This window comes from Sorangiineae bacterium MSr12523, assembly GCA_037157775.1.
Lineage (GTDB): Bacteria > Myxococcota_A > Polyangia > Polyangiales > Polyangiaceae > Pendulispora > Pendulispora brunnea.
In genome coordinates, this window is record CP089982.1 from 5,677,710 (window position 1) to 5,693,839 (window position 16,130).

13 protein-coding genes are annotated in these 16,130 nt (G+C 65.0%); 7 read left to right on the plus strand and 6 right to left on the minus strand.

The annotated features are described in order from the left end of the window. The first annotated feature begins 182 nt into the window (after positions 1-182). The 5 genes from LZC95_21725 (at position 183) to LZC95_21745 (ending at position 9,431) form a co-directional block, all read left to right on the plus strand. The gene (locus LZC95_21725) at positions 183-1,469 is read left to right on the plus strand and encodes a TolC family protein (protein WXA99427.1); all 1,287 of its coding nucleotides are present in this window, start codon (positions 183-185) and stop codon (positions 1,467-1,469) included. Further along, entirely contained in the window at positions 1,466-2,704 is a 1,239-nt protein-coding gene (locus LZC95_21730; GenBank protein WXA99428.1) for an efflux RND transporter periplasmic adaptor subunit, read from the plus strand. Before LZC95_21725 ends, LZC95_21730 begins: the two co-directional genes overlap by 4 nt. 47 nt (positions 2,705-2,751) lie before the next feature. Beyond that, entirely contained in the window at positions 2,752-5,802 is a 3,051-nt protein-coding gene (locus LZC95_21735; GenBank protein ID WXB00207.1) for a multidrug efflux RND transporter permease subunit, read from the plus strand. Positions 5,803-5,806: 4 nt separating this feature from the next. Then, positions 5,807-8,929 (plus strand): multidrug efflux RND transporter permease subunit, encoded by a 3,123-nt coding sequence (locus LZC95_21740; protein ID WXA99429.1) that lies wholly within the window; start codon positions 5,807-5,809, stop codon positions 8,927-8,929. Between the two features lie 151 nt (positions 8,930-9,080). Continuing rightward, positions 9,081-9,431 (plus strand): hypothetical protein, encoded by a 351-nt coding sequence (locus tag LZC95_21745; GenBank protein ID WXA99430.1) that lies wholly within the window; start codon positions 9,081-9,083, stop codon positions 9,429-9,431. Here LZC95_21745 and LZC95_21750 read toward each other — a convergent pair. Then, positions 9,410-10,126, minus strand: a complete 717-nt coding sequence (locus LZC95_21750) for a ferritin-like domain-containing protein (protein WXA99431.1) — start codon at positions 10,124-10,126, stop codon at positions 9,410-9,412. The two genes, LZC95_21745 and LZC95_21750, sit on opposite strands and share 22 nt — an antisense overlap. A gap of 108 nt (positions 10,127-10,234) precedes the next feature. Between LZC95_21750 and LZC95_21755 the strand changes: the two genes are divergently transcribed. After that, positions 10,235-10,807 carry a TetR/AcrR family transcriptional regulator gene (locus LZC95_21755; GenBank protein ID WXA99432.1) on the plus strand — a complete coding sequence of 191 codons (573 nt, stop codon included), beginning with the start codon at positions 10,235-10,237 and terminating at the stop codon, positions 10,805-10,807. A gap of 6 nt (positions 10,808-10,813) precedes the next feature. Here LZC95_21755 and LZC95_21760 read toward each other — a convergent pair whose 3' ends face one another. From LZC95_21760 to LZC95_21775, 4 genes are read right to left on the minus strand one after another with little or no spacing between them, the layout of a single operon-like run. Then, positions 10,814-11,692, minus strand: a complete 879-nt coding sequence (locus tag LZC95_21760) for an alpha/beta hydrolase (protein ID WXA99433.1) — start codon at positions 11,690-11,692, stop codon at positions 10,814-10,816. A 27-nt stretch (positions 11,693-11,719) separates the two neighbouring features. Beyond that, entirely contained in the window at positions 11,720-12,511 is a 792-nt protein-coding gene (locus LZC95_21765; GenBank protein ID WXA99434.1) for an ATP-binding cassette domain-containing protein, read from the minus strand. 2 nt (positions 12,512-12,513) lie between these two features. Further along, the gene (locus LZC95_21770) at positions 12,514-13,518 is read right to left on the minus strand and encodes an ABC transporter permease (GenBank protein ID WXA99435.1); all 1,005 of its coding nucleotides are present in this window, start codon (positions 13,516-13,518) and stop codon (positions 12,514-12,516) included. Continuing rightward, complete coding sequence (locus LZC95_21775; protein WXA99436.1) at positions 13,491-14,543, minus strand: substrate-binding domain-containing protein; 1,053 nt, start codon at positions 14,541-14,543, stop codon at positions 13,491-13,493. The genes LZC95_21770 and LZC95_21775 overlap by 28 nt, the downstream gene beginning before the upstream one ends. Before the next feature lie 111 nt (positions 14,544-14,654). On the opposite strand from LZC95_21775, the gene LZC95_21780 reads away from it, so the two are divergent. Continuing rightward, positions 14,655-15,644 carry a LacI family transcriptional regulator gene (locus LZC95_21780; protein ID WXA99437.1) on the plus strand — a complete coding sequence of 330 codons (990 nt, stop codon included), beginning with the start codon at positions 14,655-14,657 and terminating at the stop codon, positions 15,642-15,644. On the opposite strand, the gene LZC95_21785 is transcribed toward LZC95_21780, so the two are convergent. Next, positions 15,645-15,923, minus strand: coding sequence for a hypothetical protein (locus tag LZC95_21785; GenBank protein ID WXA99438.1), 279 nt, complete (start codon positions 15,921-15,923; stop codon positions 15,645-15,647). It lies immediately after the preceding gene. Positions 15,924-16,130 lie beyond the last annotated feature (207 nt).

Here is a 16,130-nt window from a genome sequence, read left to right on the forward strand (position 1 = left end):
GAGGAGGCAAGACCGCTAGATCTCATTTGAAAGCAGCCCTACGGAGGTGAAATTTCTCTACTGGCTGGAGCGAAGAGAGCGGCAAAACCTCTCGCCATCGAATTCAAACCCTTCGCCACCCGTCATCCACCCTTCGCCGTTCTTCACTCGACAGTTACTCGTCGTCGTGATTCTTCCCCATCATGCCCGCTGTCCTTCTACCCCTACTCTTTGCGCAAGCCGTCTCTGCCGTGCCGCCCCCACGAATTCTCACCCTTCGTGAGGCCATGGATACGGCGGCAACGAATCAGCCCCTCATGCGCCAGGCACGGGCAAACACCGCCGTCTCGAAGGCGCGGGTCGAGCAGGTTCGCTCGGGCTACCTCCCGCAGCTCACCGGCACCGCGACGTACCGGCGCGGAACCGCCAACGCGGTCCCCGGTCCCGCGGGAGGCCAAAACAACGTGAGTTGGACCGACACTTACAACTCGTTCAATTTCGGATTGAATGCCACGCAGTTGATATACGACTTCGGGCAGACCGATGGCCGGTGGCGCGCGGCGGATCGCACCGTCGATGCCTCGCAAGCCAACGAACGGACCGCGCGCGTGACGACGCAATTGAACGTCAAGAACGCTTACTACTTCGTGCGGGCCACCAAGGCGCTTGTGAAGGTGCAAGAGGAGACGTTGGCCAACCTCGATCGGCACGTGCAGCAAAGTCAGGCGTTCGTCCAGGTCGGTACGCGCCCGGAGATCGATGTGGTGCAATCGCGAACGCAATACGCCAATGGTCGCGTGCAACTCATCACGGCAAAGAACAACTTCGAGATCTCCAAGGCCGCGCTCAATCAGCAGATGGGCATCGTCGCCGATACGAACTTCGACGTGGGCGAGGAAGACGTCGGCCCGCTGCAGGACGAAGACCTCCCCGTCGACGCTGCGATCAAGAAAGCCATCGCCCAGCGACCGGAGTTGATGACCCTGGCCAAGCAGAAAGAGGCGCAGGAGCTGATCATTCGCGCCTCGAAGGGCGCGTACGGGCCCAGCTTGGTGGCCACGGCGGGGCTCACCGCCGCGGGCACGGAGATTGAGCACTTGGGACCGAATTGGAGCGTGGGCGCCTCGCTCAACTGGCCCATCTTGTCGGGCTGGCAGACCCACGGCATCGTGCACGAGGCCGAAGCCACCTTGACGAACATCGCCGCCCAGGTCGATCAGCAGCAGCTTCAGGTGAGCTACGAGGTGCAGCAGGCCTGGCTCAACGTGAAGGCCAACCGGGAGGCCATCGATGCCGCGCGCGAGGCGCTCACCAATGCGCGGGAGCAGCTTCGGCTGGCCGAGGGCCGCTACCAGGCCGGCACCGGCAACATCATCGAGCTGAACGATGCCCAAGTGGCGGCTACCACGGCAGCAGCCAATGTGATTACGGCGGATTACAATTTGGCAACGGCCCGCGCTCAGCTTCTTGCCGCCATGGGTCGATCATGAACGGAGCTCGCATGCGCGCGTGGCGGTGGATCGTAGGCTTGTTGGTGATCGGTGCCGTCGCCTTCGGGTACGTGAAGTACCAGGCGAAGAAGAAAGGTGCGGCTGCAGCGGGAGGTGGCCCGCCCGAGGCCGCGGCGTCGGCTTCGGCCGCCGCGAATCGCCCGGTGCCCGTGGTGCTGGCCAACGTCGAGTCGAAGGATATGCCGATTTACCTGTACGGCCTCGGCACGGCGACCGCCTTCTACACCGTCACGGTGAAGTCGCAGGTCGATGGGCGTCTGCAGCAGGTGCTCTTCAAGGAGGGGCAGGCCGTGAAGAAAGGCGACGTGCTCGCCCAGGTCGACCCGCGGCCGTTCACCATCGCGCTGCACCAGGCAGAGGCGGCCCTGGCGCGCGACACCGCCACGGCGAAGAACGCGAAACTCAATTTGGAGCGCTACCAGACCTTGGTGGGGCAGAAGCTCATCTCGCAGCAGCAGTTCACCGATCAGCAGGCCGCGGCCGATACCGCGGATGCGACGCTGCGGGCGGACCAGGCGGCGATCGAGAATGCGCGCCTGCAGCTCGAGTACTCGCGCATCACCTCGCCCATCGACGGCATCACCGGCGTCCGTAACGTCGACCCGGGCAACCTCGTTCAGGCGAACGGCACCGACGGCATCGTGATCATCACGCAGCTCGATCCGATTGCCGTCTTCTTCACGTTGCCGCAAGACGATCTGCCGCGCGTGTCGGAGGCCATGAGCCACGGCCCGCTCACGGTGGACGCGTTCAGTCGTGACGGGGACCAGTTGCTCGGCAGCGGCACGGTCATGCTCATCGACAACCAGATCAACACGGCCACGGCGACCATCCGCCTCAAGGCCAGCTTCCCCAACCCGGACAAGAAGCTCTGGCCGAACCTCTTCGTCAAGGCGCGACTGCTCTTGACGAACCGTCGCGGCGCCATCGTGGTGCCCACACCGGTGGTGCAACGCGGGCCGCAGGGCGCCTTCGCCTATGTGGCCAAGCCCGATCAGACCGCGGAGATGCGCCCCATCGAGGTCGACCTCACGCAGGGCGATTGGACGATCATTTCCAAGGGGCTGAACGCCGGCGAGCACGTGGTGCAAGATGGCCAGTTCCAACTGCGCCCCGGCTCGAAGTTGGCCCCCCGCGCGGCGGACAAGCCCACCGCCACCCGCCAGGGTGAGTCCAAACCCGCGCCCAGCAGCAGCGCGGTGGCGGCGCCGTGAGCATCTCCGAGCCGTTCATCCGGCGTCCGGTCGCGACGTCGTTGCTGATGGTCGGCCTGATGCTCGCGGGCCTCATCGGCTTTCGGCAGCTGCCCGTGTCGGCGCTGCCGCAGGTCGACTACCCGACCATCGTGATCTCGACCATGCTGCCCGGCGCGAGCGCCGAGACCATGGCCTCCGCGGTCACGACGCCGCTGGAGCGCCAGTTCGGGCAGATGCCGTCGCTCACGCAGATGACGTCGGTGTCGAGCTTCGGCAGCTCGCAGATCACCGTGCAATTCTCGCTCGATCGCGACATCGATGCGGCCGAGCAAGACGTGCAGGCGGCCATCAACGCCGCGTCGAACCTGTTGCCGCGGACCTTGCCCGTCCCACCCACGTACAGCAAGAGCAACCCGGCCGACACGCCGATCCTCACGTTGAGCGTGAGCTCGGACACCATCGCGCTCGATCAGGTCAACGACTACGCCGACTCGATTCTGGCGCAGAAGATCTCGCAGGTGTCGGGCGTGGGCCTGGTCACCTTGAATGGCGCGCAGAAGCCCGCCGTGCGCATCCAGGTGGATCCGGTGGCGCTTTCGGGGCTCGGGCTCGGCCTGGAGGACGTGCGCTCGGCCATCGTGGCCGCCAACGTGAACCAGCCCAAAGGCAACATCGATGGCACGCGCCAGGACTACACCTTGGCGACGAACGATCAGCTCTCCAACGCGGCGTCGTTCCGGCCCATCGTGATTGCGTACAAGGACGGCGCGCCGGTGCGGCTGCTCAACATCGCCTCGGTCATCGATGGCGTGGAGAACGCGCAGCTCGCGGGTTGGGCCAACGAGAAGCGGGCCATCATCCTCAACGTGCAGCGCCAGCCGGGCGCCAACGTCATTCAGGTGGCCGACGGCGTCAAGTCGCTGCTCCCGCAGCTCCGCGCCACCTTGCCGCAGGGCATCGACGTCAAAATCGTGAGCGACCGCACGGAAACGGTGCGCGCCTCGGTGGAGGACGTGGAGTTCACCTTGGTGCTCACCGTGGCCTTGGTCGTCGCGGTCATCTACCTCTTCTTGCGCAGCTTCCGCGCCACGATCATCCCGGGCATCGCCGTGCCGCTGTCGCTCATCGGCACCTTCGGGGTGATGTACCTGCTCGGCTACAGCTTGAACAACCTGTCCCTGATGGCGCTGACCATCTCGACCGGCTTCGTCGTGGACGACGCCATCGTCATGATCGAGAACATCGCGCGCTACATCGAGGAGGGCGAGCCGCCGTTCGAGGCCGCGCTCAAAGGCGCCAAGCAGATCGGCTTCACGATTCTGTCGCTGACCATTTCGCTGGTGGCGGTGCTCATCCCGCTCTTGTTCATGCAAGGGCTCATCGGGCGTCTTTTCCGGGAGTTTGCCATCACCTTGAGCGTGGCCATCGCGGTGTCCGCCGTGCTGTCGCTCACCCTCACCGCGATGATGTGCGGCCACCTGCTCAAGCCGCACCAGCCGGAGAACGAAGGGCGCTTCTACAAGGCCTCGGAGGCATTCTTCGAGAAGATGATCAGCGTCTACGACGTGGGCGTGCGCTGGGTGCTGCGCCACCAGTTCTTCACCTTGGTGGTCACCCTGGCGACGGTCGCGCTCACCGTGGTGCTCGCGCTGATGATCCCCAAGGGCTTCTTCCCGCAGCAAGACACCGGCATCATCACCGGCGTCTCCGAGGCACCCGCCGACGTGTCGTTCACGCGCATGCTGGATCGCCAGCGCGCGCTCGCCGACGTGGTGCTGCAAGATCCCGACGTCGCCTCGGTGGCCTCGTTCATCGGCGCCGATGGAACCAATGCCACGATGAACAGCGGGCGCCTGAACATCACGTTGAAGCCGCGCGCCGAACGCCACGCCAACTCGGAGGAGATCATCGCGCGCCTCCAGCCCAAGCTGGCCCATGTCGAGGGCATTGCGCTCTACCTGCAGTCCGTTCAAGACCTGCAGATCGACAACCGCATCGCGCGCACGCAGTACCAGTACACGCTCGAGGATGCGAACATCGAGGAGCTGCGCACGTACACGCCGCAGGTGCTCGCCAAGCTGAAAACACTGCCGCAGATCCGCGATGTGGCCAGCGATCTGCAGGTGGCCGGTCTCCAGGTGGCGCTCACCATCGACCGAGACACCGCCTCGCGCCTCGGCGTCTCGCCCCAGGCCATCGACGACGTTCTGTACGACGCCTTCGGCCAGCGGCAGATCTCGACGGTCTTCACGCAGCTCAATTTGTACCGCGTCATTCTGGAGGTGAAGCCCGAGTTCCAGGCGAACCCGCAGGCGCTCGACCGCATTTACGTGAAGGCGGCGAGCGGCGTGCAAGTTCCCCTGAGCGCGTTCACGCACTTCGAACCGAAGCCGGTGTCGCTCTCCATCATGCACCAGGGGCAGTTCGCCGCGGCGACGCTCTCGTTCAACTTGGCCGATGGCGCGTCGCTCGGGCACGCCGTCGAGGCCATCACCAAGGCGACGCACGAGCTCGGGCTGCCGCCGGGCCTTCACGGTGAATTCCAGGGTGCGGCGGCCGCGTTCGAGGAGTCGCTCGCGAGCGAGCCCGTTCTCATTCTGGCCGCGCTCATCACCGTCTACATCGTGCTGGGCATTCTCTACGAGAGCTACATCCACCCCATCACGATTCTGTCCACCCTTCCCTCCGCCGGCGTGGGTGCCCTGCTCGCGTTGATGCTGATGAAGGTCGAGTTCAGCGTCATCGCGCTCATCGGCATCATCTTGCTCATCGGCATCGTGAAGAAGAACGCCATCATGATGATCGACTTCGCCCTGGAGGCGGAGCGCGATGAAGGGCTTTCGCCGCAGGAGTCCATCCACAAGGCGTGCTTGCTCCGGTTCCGGCCCATCATGATGACCACGCTGGCGGCCTTGTTCGGAGGCATTCCGCTCGCGCTCGGGCAAGGCACGGGCTCCGAGCTGCGGCGGCCGCTGGGCATCGCCATCGTGGGCGGCTTGCTCATTTCGCAGGTGCTCACGCTGTACACCACGCCGGTGATTTACCTCTACATGGAACGCTTCGCGCGCTTCGTGAAGGGCAACCGGGCGCGGACGGCCGAGGCGGTGGCGGAGTAAGGCCATGAACATTTCGGCCCCGTTCATCCAGCGCCCGATTGCAACGTCGCTGCTGGCGGCGGCGGTGTTGATTGCGGGGATCACCGCGTACCTGTTTCTGCCGGTGGCGCCGCTCCCACGCGTCGACATGCCCAGCATCAACGTGTCGGCGTCGCTGCCCGGCGCAAGCCCGGAGACGATGGCCTCGGCCGTGGCCACGCCGCTCGAACGGCGCTTCGGGCGCATTGCGGGCCTGAACGAGATCACCTCGACCAGCTCGCTCGGTACGACGTCGATACAGTTGCAATTCGATCTCGATCGCGACGTCGAATCGGCCGCGCGCGACGTGCAAGCGGCCATCAACGCGGCCGCGGGCGAGCTGCCGAGCAACCTGCCCTTCCGCCCGAATTACCGGAAGATCAATCCGGCGGACCAACCGATTCTGATCATCTCGCTCAAGAGCGACACGATTCCGCTGTCCCAAATCTTCGACACGGCGAACAGCATCCTCGCGCAGAAGATTTCCCAAGTGCAGGGCGTGGGGCAGGTTTTCGTCGGCGGAGGACAGCAACCCGCCGTGCGCGTGCAGGTCGATCCCGCGGCGCTGGCCGGTATGGGCCTCAATCTGGAGGACGTACGCACGGTCATTTCGCAAGCCACCATCGACCAGCCCAAGGGCGGACTCAGTGGCGCGGACCAGGCGCACTCGCTGTCGGCGAACGATCAGCTTTTCGGTGCGAAGCAGTTTCAGGAGCTGGTGGTCACCTACCGCGACAACGCGACGGTCCGCCTCAAGGACGTGGCGCGGGTGGTCGACGATGTCGAAAACAACCGGGTTGCGGCCTGGGCCAACAACGAACGCGCGGTGTTGATGATCGTCCGCCGGCAACCGGGCGCGAACATCATCGACGTCATCGGGCGCGTGCGGGCCATTCTGCCGCATTTGGCGGATTCGATTTCGCCGGCGGTGAACATCTCGGTGACGCTCGATCGAAGCCAGACCATCCGCGCCTCCGTGCGCGACGTCGAGCAAACCCTGGTGCTCAGCGTCGGGCTGGTGGTGCTGGTCGTCTTTGCCTTTTTGCGCAATCTCCGTGCGACTGCCATTCCTACGGTGGCCGTGCCGCTGTCCATCGTGGCCACCTTCGGCGTGATGTACCTGCTCGGCTACAGCCTGGACAACCTGTCGCTGATGGCGCTGACCATTTCGACAGGGTTCGTCGTCGACGATGCCATCGTGGTGACCGAAAACGTCACGCGTTTCATCGAGCTGGGCGATTCGCCGATGAACGCGGCGTTGAAAGGCGCCAAGCAAATCGGCTTCACCATCGTTTCGATCACGGTGTCGCTCATCGCGGTGTTCATTCCGATTTTGCTCATGGGCGGCATCATCGGGCGCCTTTTCCGCGAGTTCGCGGTCACCTTGAGCATCGCCATTGCCGTGTCGGCCTTGGTGTCGCTCACCTTGACGCCGATGATGTGCTCGCGCCTTCTGCGGCACAAACACGAGGAGAACCAGGGCGCGTTTTACCGCGTCTCGGAGCGCTTCTTCGAGCGCATGCTCTCCATTTACGCGCGCGGGCTCAAGTGGGTGCTCGGCCATCACCGGCTTACCTTGGCCGTCACCTTGGTGACGTTGGTGGTCACGGTTGCACTCTACATCCTCGTGCCGAAGGGGCTGTTCCCGCAGCAGGACACCGGCTCGCTGGCCGGCTTCTCGGAGTCTTCGCAGGACACGTCATTTCCGACGATGCGCGACAAGCAGGCGCAGATCAATGCGATCCTCAAGGCCGATCCGGACGTGGCGCAGGCGCTCTCCTTCATCGGCGGCGGCGGTACGGTGAACACGGGCAGCGCCTTCGTGGAGTTGAAACCGCTCGGCGTTCGCAAGTCGACGGCGGACGAAGTCATCGCGCGCCTTCGTCCCAAGCTGTCGCAGGTGCCAGGGGTCAACCTCTACCTGCAGTCGGTGCAGGACATTCGCATGGGCGGAAGAACCACGCGCACGCAGTATCAATACTCGCTGCAGGACGCGAACCTGCGCGAGCTGCGCGAATGGGGTCCGAAGATGGTGGAGCGCCTGAAGAAGCTGCCCGAGCTGCGCGATGTGGCGTCGGATCAGCAGACCTCGGGCATCGAGCTGGGGCTCGACATCGATCGCGATACGGCGTCGCGTCTGGGCATCTCGCCGCAGAACATCGACGACACGCTGTACGACGCCTACGGGCAGCGGCAGGTCGCGACGGTGTACACGCAGTTGAATCAAAACCGCGTCATTTTGGAGATCAAACCCGAGCTGCAGAAGAACCTCGACGGTCTTCAATCGATTTACGTGCGCGCGCCCGACGGGAGCCAGGTGCCTCTGAGCAGCCTGACCAAGCCCGCATCGCGCCCGACGGCGCTGTCGATTCCGCACCAGGGTCAATTCCCCGCAACGACCCTGTCGTTCAATCTGGCGCCAGGCGTGGCCTTGGGCCAAGCCGTGGATGCCATCCATCGCGCCGAACTCGAAATCGGCCTCCCGCCCAGCGTGCACGCGGATTTTCAAGGCACGGCGCAAGCCTTCAAGTCGTCGCTGTCGAGCCAGCCGATTCTCATTCTGGCCGCGTTGTTCACCGTCTACATCGTGTTGGGGGTGCTCTACGAGAGCCTGATTCACCCCGTGACGATTCTGTCGACGTTGCCATCGGCGGGTGTCGGAGCGCTGCTGGCGTTGTTGGCCTTCAAGACGGAGCTGAGCATCATTGCGCTGATTGGCATCATCTTGCTCATCGGCATCGTGAAGAAGAACGCGATCATGATGATCGACTTCGCCATCGAAGCCGAACGCGACGAGAACCTATCGCCGCACGATGCGATCTACAAAGCCTGCGTCCTGCGCTTCCGCCCCATCATGATGACGACATTGGCCGCGCTGCTCGGCGGTCTGCCTCTGGCCTTGGGCCACGGCATGGGCTCGGAATTGCGGCGGCCCTTGGGCATTGCCATCGTGGGCGGTTTGCTCATATCGCAAATGCTCACGCTGTTCACGACACCGGTCATCTACCTGTACATGGACCGATTCTCGCGGCGAAAGGCGCACCCGATCAAAACGGAGAGCGCGGAGCCGGGGTCGACGTCGATCCCCTTCGCCACCGGCCAGCCGTAGGGGTGATAGTCCGCCTCATGGGATGAGGGGTTCGATCATTCTGGATCGCCGGTTCAATCCTTCGAGCGAGACGCGGGCGTGCCTCCCTCGATGAAGTCGCGTCGATACGCGGCGCGAGGGCGGGCACGACCCCTGCTAAGGCCCGCCCTTCATGAACGCAAAACGACTACTTGGAATCTCGTTCGCATTGGTCTTCTCGACCCTCACCATGGCGTGTGCCTCCGAGGCCACCATGTCGGAAGAGGAATCGGAACCCGCCGCGCAAGCGCTCCAAACCGAAACGGCAAACACGGGCGATGTCATCGCGCCCGCGCTCTACTGTCACGGGGTAGAAAAGCACGACCCATCGTACTGCCATACGAAGTCGTCGCTCATGCTGTGGGCGGACAAGACGTGCAGGAGCCTGGGGTACAAGACCGCCATCAACGCCGGCTACGAAACGCAGTTCTGCAGCGGCGGGAAGGTCGGCGCCGTCTACTATCAATGCTGTGACGAAGGCTGACGGAGCGCTCTAGGCTCGCATGGCGCGCTCGTCGCGAGTACTCGCCATGCGAGGCGCTCGAGACCGTGGGAAGCGTCGAGGCCGCGCTCGACGGCGAAGGCCAACAGGGCGCGGCCATTTTCCTCGAACGCGCGTCGCTCTGCCGTGCGCAAGCGCGTCAATTCGCGCTCCAGTGTGTCCCCATCCGGGGCGTAGCGGCGGCTGATCGCCTTGGCGTATTTCACGTGACGCTCTTCGTCGCGGGTGATGCGGTCGATCACGGCGGCGCTCTCGGGATCGAAGGGGCGCATCGCCTTGGCGATTTTGGGGAATTGCCGCACGCCGCGTTCCTCGATGACCTGCAGCAACAGGTACATTTGCATCACGGTCGCGCGGCCGTCGACGAAGGATTCGCCGACGCCGCCGGCATGGTGCCCGATGCGTGCCACCACGTGGAGCTCGGGCGGGACCGGCTCGGGCTCGAGCCCATTTCTCTGCAGGCACTCGCGCAGCATGGCGGCGTGGCGCGTCTCGTCGTCGCGGTGCACGCGGACCAGCTTGTTCAACTCGGGATCGTCCACCCGCGCGAGAAGCGCGTCGAAGACCCCCAGCTCGTCGCCTTCCTCGGCTTGGACCATGAAATGAAGCATGAAGGCCCTACCTCGCGGCGAGCGCAAAAGGCGCCCGAGGTACAGGCGCGCAATGGCGTCCATCATGACGTCCTCCTTGTTACAATCTTGTAAGTAGCTCCACTTACAAAATTGTCAATGACGGAGACCCCAGGAATGCCACGCCCGCGACGAAGCGCCGATGAGGCGCGTCAGATGATCCTCGATGCCGCAGAGCGGCGCCTGCGTGAGGCGGGTCCGGCCAGCATTCGCCTCCAAGAGGTCTCGGCCGACGTGGGCATCTCCCATCCCGCCGTGCTGCACCACTTCGGCAATCGCGAAGGCCTCATCCAGGCCGTCGTCGAGCGCGCCGTCGAGCGGCTGCAGAGCGATCTTCTCGCGACGCTCGCCGAGACGAAGGACGTGCCAAATGGCATGGCCCTCTTCGACCGCGTCTTCGACGTCCTTTACGAGCGAGGCCACGCGCGCCTCATCGCATGGCTCGTTCTCTCCGGCTACGATCCGTTCGACTCCGAGGCGTCCCGCGCGGGCTGGGAAAAGATCGCCGAGATCACGCACGCTCTCCGCACACGCGGGCGCAAGCGCGGTGATGCCCCCAGCTACCGCGACACCCGGTTCACCGTGATCCTTTCGGCCCTCACGCTGTTCGGGCAAGCCATCATTGGTGAGCCCACCCTGCGCGTGGCCGGCTTCGGCGACCGCACGCGCACGGGGCGCGAGTTTCGCAAGTGGCTCGCCACCCTGCTCGCGCACCACCTCGAGGGGTAAACGCGTTCAAACGGCCCCGATGCATTCGCGGGCGAATCTCCGCAGGATCCGGGCGAGCGCGTCGGGTGCTTCATCGGCCGAAAAATGGCCCGAACCCTCGACGAACTCGCCCCGCACCTGGGCGAGCCCACTGGCCGAAAGCCCCTGAAGGTAGTCGCTCATCGGCCCCGGCTCGGCGTCCCCGCGGACGTTGAGCACGGGCGTCGTCACCGCGATTCGTTTCTTGTTTTCCTCGGCATCGGCGGACATGGCACGGTACCAATCGAAGCCTGCCCGCAATGCATCGGGGCGCTCGTAGTCTCGCGCATACGCGTCGCGAGCTTCGTCGGGGATGGCCTTTCGATCGCGCGAAATCGCATCGAAGAAGAAATCGAAGTACGCTCGTTGATGGCCCAACACGAGCACCTCGGGGAGGTTCGGGATCGCGTGGAATGCGAAGTGCCAAATCCGAGGATTCGAGAGAACCTTCGACCACGCCGGCTCGAGGCCAGGAATGACCGTGTCGACGATCGCGGCGCCGCGCAGCTCGGAGGCGAAATGGCGCAGGTATGCAAACGCAATCATGCCTCCGACGTCATGCCCCACGAGAACGACGGGACGCGCACCGCTCGCCTGAATGACATCGCGCACGTGCCCAGCCAGCAGACTCTTGCTGCCGGATGCCGCGGGTATCCGCGACCCGCCCACTCCCGGCAGATCCGGCGCAAGCACGTAGAATTCGTCCGCGAGGTGCTGCATCACCCGCAGAAAGGCGCGGCTACTTTGCGGCCACCCGTGGAGCAGAACGATGGCCGGATCGTCCTGGTTGCCTGCCGCCCGCACGGCGATCTCGAGGTTGCCAGAACGCACGAGCTTGATGTCGACCATGCCGACGTTGCGAGGCATCCGCCATGCCCCGCAACCACGCGTGCGTCAACTGGAAGGCTGAACCCGGCCGACGTCCTCGGGGCGCAGCGCGCCCGTGAGCAGCCCCACCACTTCGTTCATCGTATGCGTGCGCGGTGAGACCAGGGCGATGCGCTTGCCCAATCGATGCACATGCACGCGATCGGCAATCTCGAAAACGTGCGGCATGTTGTGGCTGATGAGCACCACCGGAAGCCCGCGCTCGCGCAGACGCCCGATGAGCTCGAGCACCTTGGCCGATTCCGTCACGCCCAGGGCTGCCGTGGGTTCATCCATGATGACCACGCGCGTGCCGAAGGCCGCCGCCCGCGCCACGGCGATGCCTTGCCGCTGGCCACCGGACAGCGTCTCCACCAGCTGCGTCATCGAGCGAATGCCGATGCCCAGCTCGCGCAGCACCTTCTCCGCCTCGGCGCGCATCCCTTTCACGTCGAGCATGCGCAGCAGCGCCCCCCGCCATCCCGGCAGCCGCCGCTCACGCCCCAGGAACAAGTTCGACGCGATGTCCTGCGCGGGCGTCAGCGCCAGGTCCTGGTACACGGTTTCGATGCCGTGTTTGCGCGCATCCAGCGGACCGCGGAAGTGCACGCGCTCCGTCCCCACGCGGATCTCGCCCGCATCTGGCACCAGAGCGCCCGACAGCGCCTTGATCAGACTGGACTTCCCTGCCCCGTTGTCGCCGACCACCGCCAGCACCTCGCCGGGCAGCAGATCGAAATCCGCCCCGTCGATGGCCGTCACGTTGCCATAGCGCTTCAACAAACCTCGCGCCGAGAGCGCGGTTTCGTTTGCCGCCATGATCATCGCTGCCTCGTGGTGCGGGAGAATCGATCGACGGCGACGGCGGCGATGACCAACACGCCGGTGGCGACGTCTTGGTACAAATCGTCGATCCCCGCTTGCGTGAGGCCCGAGCGAAGCACCGCCACGATGAGCGCGCCCACCAACGTGCCGAACACGCTCCCGCGCCCACCGAACAAACTCGTCCCGCCGAGCACCACCGCGGTGATCGAATCGAGATTCCCCGTTTGGTAGGCATTGGGATCGGCGTTGGGCACGCGCCCGAGCGCCTGCCACGCGGCCACGCCGTACACGAGCCCCGCGAGCAAATACACACTGAGCACCGTGCGCGGCACGTGGATACCCGACAGACGCGCCGCCTCGGGCTCGTTGCCGATCGCGTACACGTGGCGGCCCCACGCCGTGCGCGTCAGCGCGTACCAGATGAGCACGAACATGCCCAGCGCCAGCGGCATGCCGTACGTGATCTCGATGCGCCCGAAGAGAAACTGCCGCGTCCCCAGAAAGCCGAGCACCGGATCGGTTACCCGCACGCTCTGCCCGCGCGAATAGATGCGCCCCACCGCCGTCACGATGGTCAAAAGCCCCAAGGTGACGATGAACGGCGGAAGCTTCACCCGCGTCACCAACGTCCCCGCGATGCCGCCGATGGCCGCCGCCAAGGCGAAGCCCGCGATCAACGCACCGAAACCCGCGCCCTCCGAGAGCGCGAGCTTCGACATGAGCAAGGTCGCCAGCACCGTCGTCGCCGCATTGGCCAGATCGATTCCCGCGGTGAGGATGACCAGCGTCTGGCCCAACGCCATCGTGGCGACGACGAGCGATTGCTCCGCCACCAGCGACAGGTTGTCCATCGCGAGGAACGTGCTCGTGGTCAGCGAGAAAACGACGATGGCCACCACGAGCGCCAGCGCCGGGCCCACCCCCGGCGTGCGCAGGACAAACTCGAGCACGCCCCCGCGATCGCGTTCGAGCCTCACTTCCAGCAGTTTTCCAGTCCCCACGCGGTGTCCTTGCTCTCGACGCCCTGCATCGGCTTGTCGGTGATGACCATCGACCCGGTGTCCTGGAAGCCACTCGGCTTCTTGCCGCTCTTCGCGAACTCCACGGCCGCGTCGACGCCGAGCTCCGCCATCTTCTTGGGGAACTGCATCACCGTGACCGCGTATTTCCCGTCCTTTACGTCCTGCACGCCCTGACATCCGCCGTCGATGGAGCCGACGACCACGGAGGCGGCGAGCCCTTTCGCCTTGAGTGCCACATTGGCGCCACGCGCGGTCGGCTCGTTGAGCGTGTAGACCGCGTTGATCTTTGGAGAGCGCTGGAGCAAATTCTCCATGCTTTGTTGCGCCTTGTTCTGGTCGCCGTTCACCGACTGACGTCCGCGAATGTGCGCATCGCCATCGGCCATGCCGATCCCTTGGAGGAAGCCGGTATGCCGCTGCGTGTCGACGGACGATCCCGGCGTGCCATCGAGCATGATGACCTCGGGCTGCTTCGCCCCCACGGCTGCCTTCACGTACGCACCCTGGTGGCGCCCCGCCGCGGTGTTGTCCGTGGCGAACGTGGCATCCACCGCGCTCGGCGGGTCGGTTTCCGTATCCAGGGCAATGACAAGTACCTGTTTGTCCCGCGCTTTTTTGATGGCCCCAAGCACGCCCGTGGAGCTGTTCGGCGTGATGAGGATCGTGGTCACACCCTGCTGAACCAGGTTCTCGATGGCGGTAACCTGCCCATCGTTGTCGCCGTCGAACTTGCCGGCCAGCGCGACGAAGTCGGCCCCCAGCTTGGCAGCTTCCGCCCTCGCCGCCTCGCGCAAGGTGACGAAGAACGGGTTGCTATCGGTCTTGGTCACCAAACCGACTTTGGCGCGTCCGGTCGGCTTGGTCTCTCCGCCCGAGGAAATCGACGCGGAGGCGCTGGCGGCCGGCGCCGTGTCCCCTCCGGTGCGTTCCTTGGTACATCCTGCTGCTCCTGCAGCAGCAAGGACCATCGTCAGCGCCATGGCGACCCGAATACACCGTTTCATCGTTACCTCCTTGCTGAGGGCCCTTTTCGGGCACGATATTTTCGTTATATGCTGGCGCAAACGTTTGCGCAACGCTACTAGGAAGGAACGACGGGCGCTCCCTTGGTAACCATGAAGGACATCGCCGCGCTGGCCGGCGTCTCCATCACGACCGTGTCGCACGTGGTCAACGACACGCGCGTCGTCTCCGAGTCGACGCGTTCCCGCGTGCTGGAAGCGGTGGCCCGCACGGGCTACACCGGCGACGCCATCGCACGCTCGCTGGTCACGGGCACGGGCACGCGCTCACTCGGCGTGGCCATCTCGCTGGTGGCCAATCCATATTTCGCAGAGTTAATAAAAGCCATCGAGGGCGCGGCGTCGGCGGCAGGACACACCCTGCTCCTGGTCGACACGCACGACGAGGCCCACACCGAGGCCGACGCGGTGCGGATGCTCAAGGCGCGCCGCGTCGATGGGTTGCTCTTGCTTCCCTCGCGCGCGAGCACGGTGCTTCCGGAGCTGCCGCGCCTCGGGCTTCCCGTGGTGCTGGTCGACCGCATCCCGGACGACTCGCCCTTCGACTGCATCGGTCCCGAGAACGTGGAATCGATGGCCACGTTGGTGCAACACCTGGCCGAGCGCGGGCATCGCCGCATCGGTCTGGTGCGCGGAGCGTCGGGCTTCAGCACATCGACGGAGCGCGTGAATGGCTACCGCCTCGGGCTCGAGCGCGCGGGCCTTCCGTGGGATCCCAAGTTGGTGGCCTCGGGCAAATCCGTGTCGAAGCTGGGCGCGACGGCGCTCCATCGTCTTTTGGATTTGCCGAAGCCTCCGACCGCGGTGGTCGCCGCGAACAACGCGATGCTCGTGGGCGTGCTGCACGCGGTGCGCGAGCGCAAGCTGCGCATCGGCAAGGACCTCGCGGTCGTCGGCTACGACGATGTCGAATGGGCGGATCTCGTGGAGCCGCCCATCACCACGATGGCGCAACCCATCCGCGAAATCGGCCGCACCGCCGTGCGCATGCTCCTCGAGCGCATCGAGGACCCGACGACCCCGCCGCAGATCGTGCGGTTGCCGCCGGTGTTCATGCACCGGCAATCGTGCGGCTGCTCTTAGCTATTCGTGCGCGTGATCCGGCGGCGGTGGGCCGGGGGGATGTGGGGGCGCGCAAAATAGCCTCGACTCGCCCGCGTCCTTGGGAGGAGCGAGGCATTTGCCGTCGAGCGACTTGTCGCGGAAGGTGACGGTGCAGGCGGCGCCTTCGGTCTTGCCGGTGCACGCGTCGAAGGCTTCGGGCGGCGGCGCATGCAGGGGTGGCTGTGGCGGCGCGTCGCCGGACGCCAGCACGAACCCGAGCATCGCGGTGCCCGCGAGGAAAGACAGTGCGTGAAACATGATCTCGTGACCTCCTTTGGATCACGAGCATGCATCGCCACATCTTACGTTTTCCTTACGGGGCCGCAGACGACATGGCGAACGGCACAAAATGAAAAAGGCACCACTCAGAGGCCCGGGGGGGGAGAGCCGTCTGCGCGATGCCCGTCCAACGTTATTGCTAAGATGGTGCCAAGTGCTCGCGCTTCGTTTTCTCGAGAGATCGCA

Excerpts from the sequence above, each read along its gene's own strand:
- LZC95_21735 (WXB00207.1), top strand. The coding sequence starts at position 2,752 with ATGGTCGGCCTGATGCTCGCGGGCCTCATCGGCTTTCGGCAGCTGCCC.
- LZC95_21755 (WXA99432.1), top strand. The coding sequence starts at position 10,235 with ATGATCCTCGATGCCGCAGAGCGGCGCCTGCGTGAGGCGGGTCCGGCC.
- LZC95_21725 (WXA99427.1), top strand. The coding sequence starts at position 183 with ATGCCCGCTGTCCTTCTACCCCTACTCTTTGCGCAAGCCGTCTCTGCC.
- LZC95_21780 (WXA99437.1), top strand. The coding sequence starts at position 14,655 with ATGAAGGACATCGCCGCGCTGGCCGGCGTCTCCATCACGACCGTGTCG.
- LZC95_21785 (WXA99438.1), bottom strand. The coding sequence starts at position 15,923 with ATGTTTCACGCACTGTCTTTCCTCGCGGGCACCGCGATGCTCGGGTTC.
- LZC95_21745 (WXA99430.1), top strand. The coding sequence starts at position 9,081 with ATGAACGCAAAACGACTACTTGGAATCTCGTTCGCATTGGTCTTCTCG.
- LZC95_21740 (WXA99429.1), top strand. The coding sequence starts at position 5,807 with ATGAACATTTCGGCCCCGTTCATCCAGCGCCCGATTGCAACGTCGCTG.
- LZC95_21775 (WXA99436.1), bottom strand. The coding sequence starts at position 14,543 with ATGAAACGGTGTATTCGGGTCGCCATGGCGCTGACGATGGTCCTTGCT.
- LZC95_21760 (WXA99433.1), bottom strand. The coding sequence starts at position 11,692 with ATGCCTCGCAACGTCGGCATGGTCGACATCAAGCTCGTGCGTTCTGGC.
- LZC95_21730 (WXA99428.1), top strand. The coding sequence starts at position 1,466 with ATGAACGGAGCTCGCATGCGCGCGTGGCGGTGGATCGTAGGCTTGTTG.
- LZC95_21750 (WXA99431.1), bottom strand. The coding sequence starts at position 10,126 with ATGATGGACGCCATTGCGCGCCTGTACCTCGGGCGCCTTTTGCGCTCG.
- LZC95_21765 (WXA99434.1), bottom strand. The coding sequence starts at position 12,511 with ATGGCGGCAAACGAAACCGCGCTCTCGGCGCGAGGTTTGTTGAAGCGC.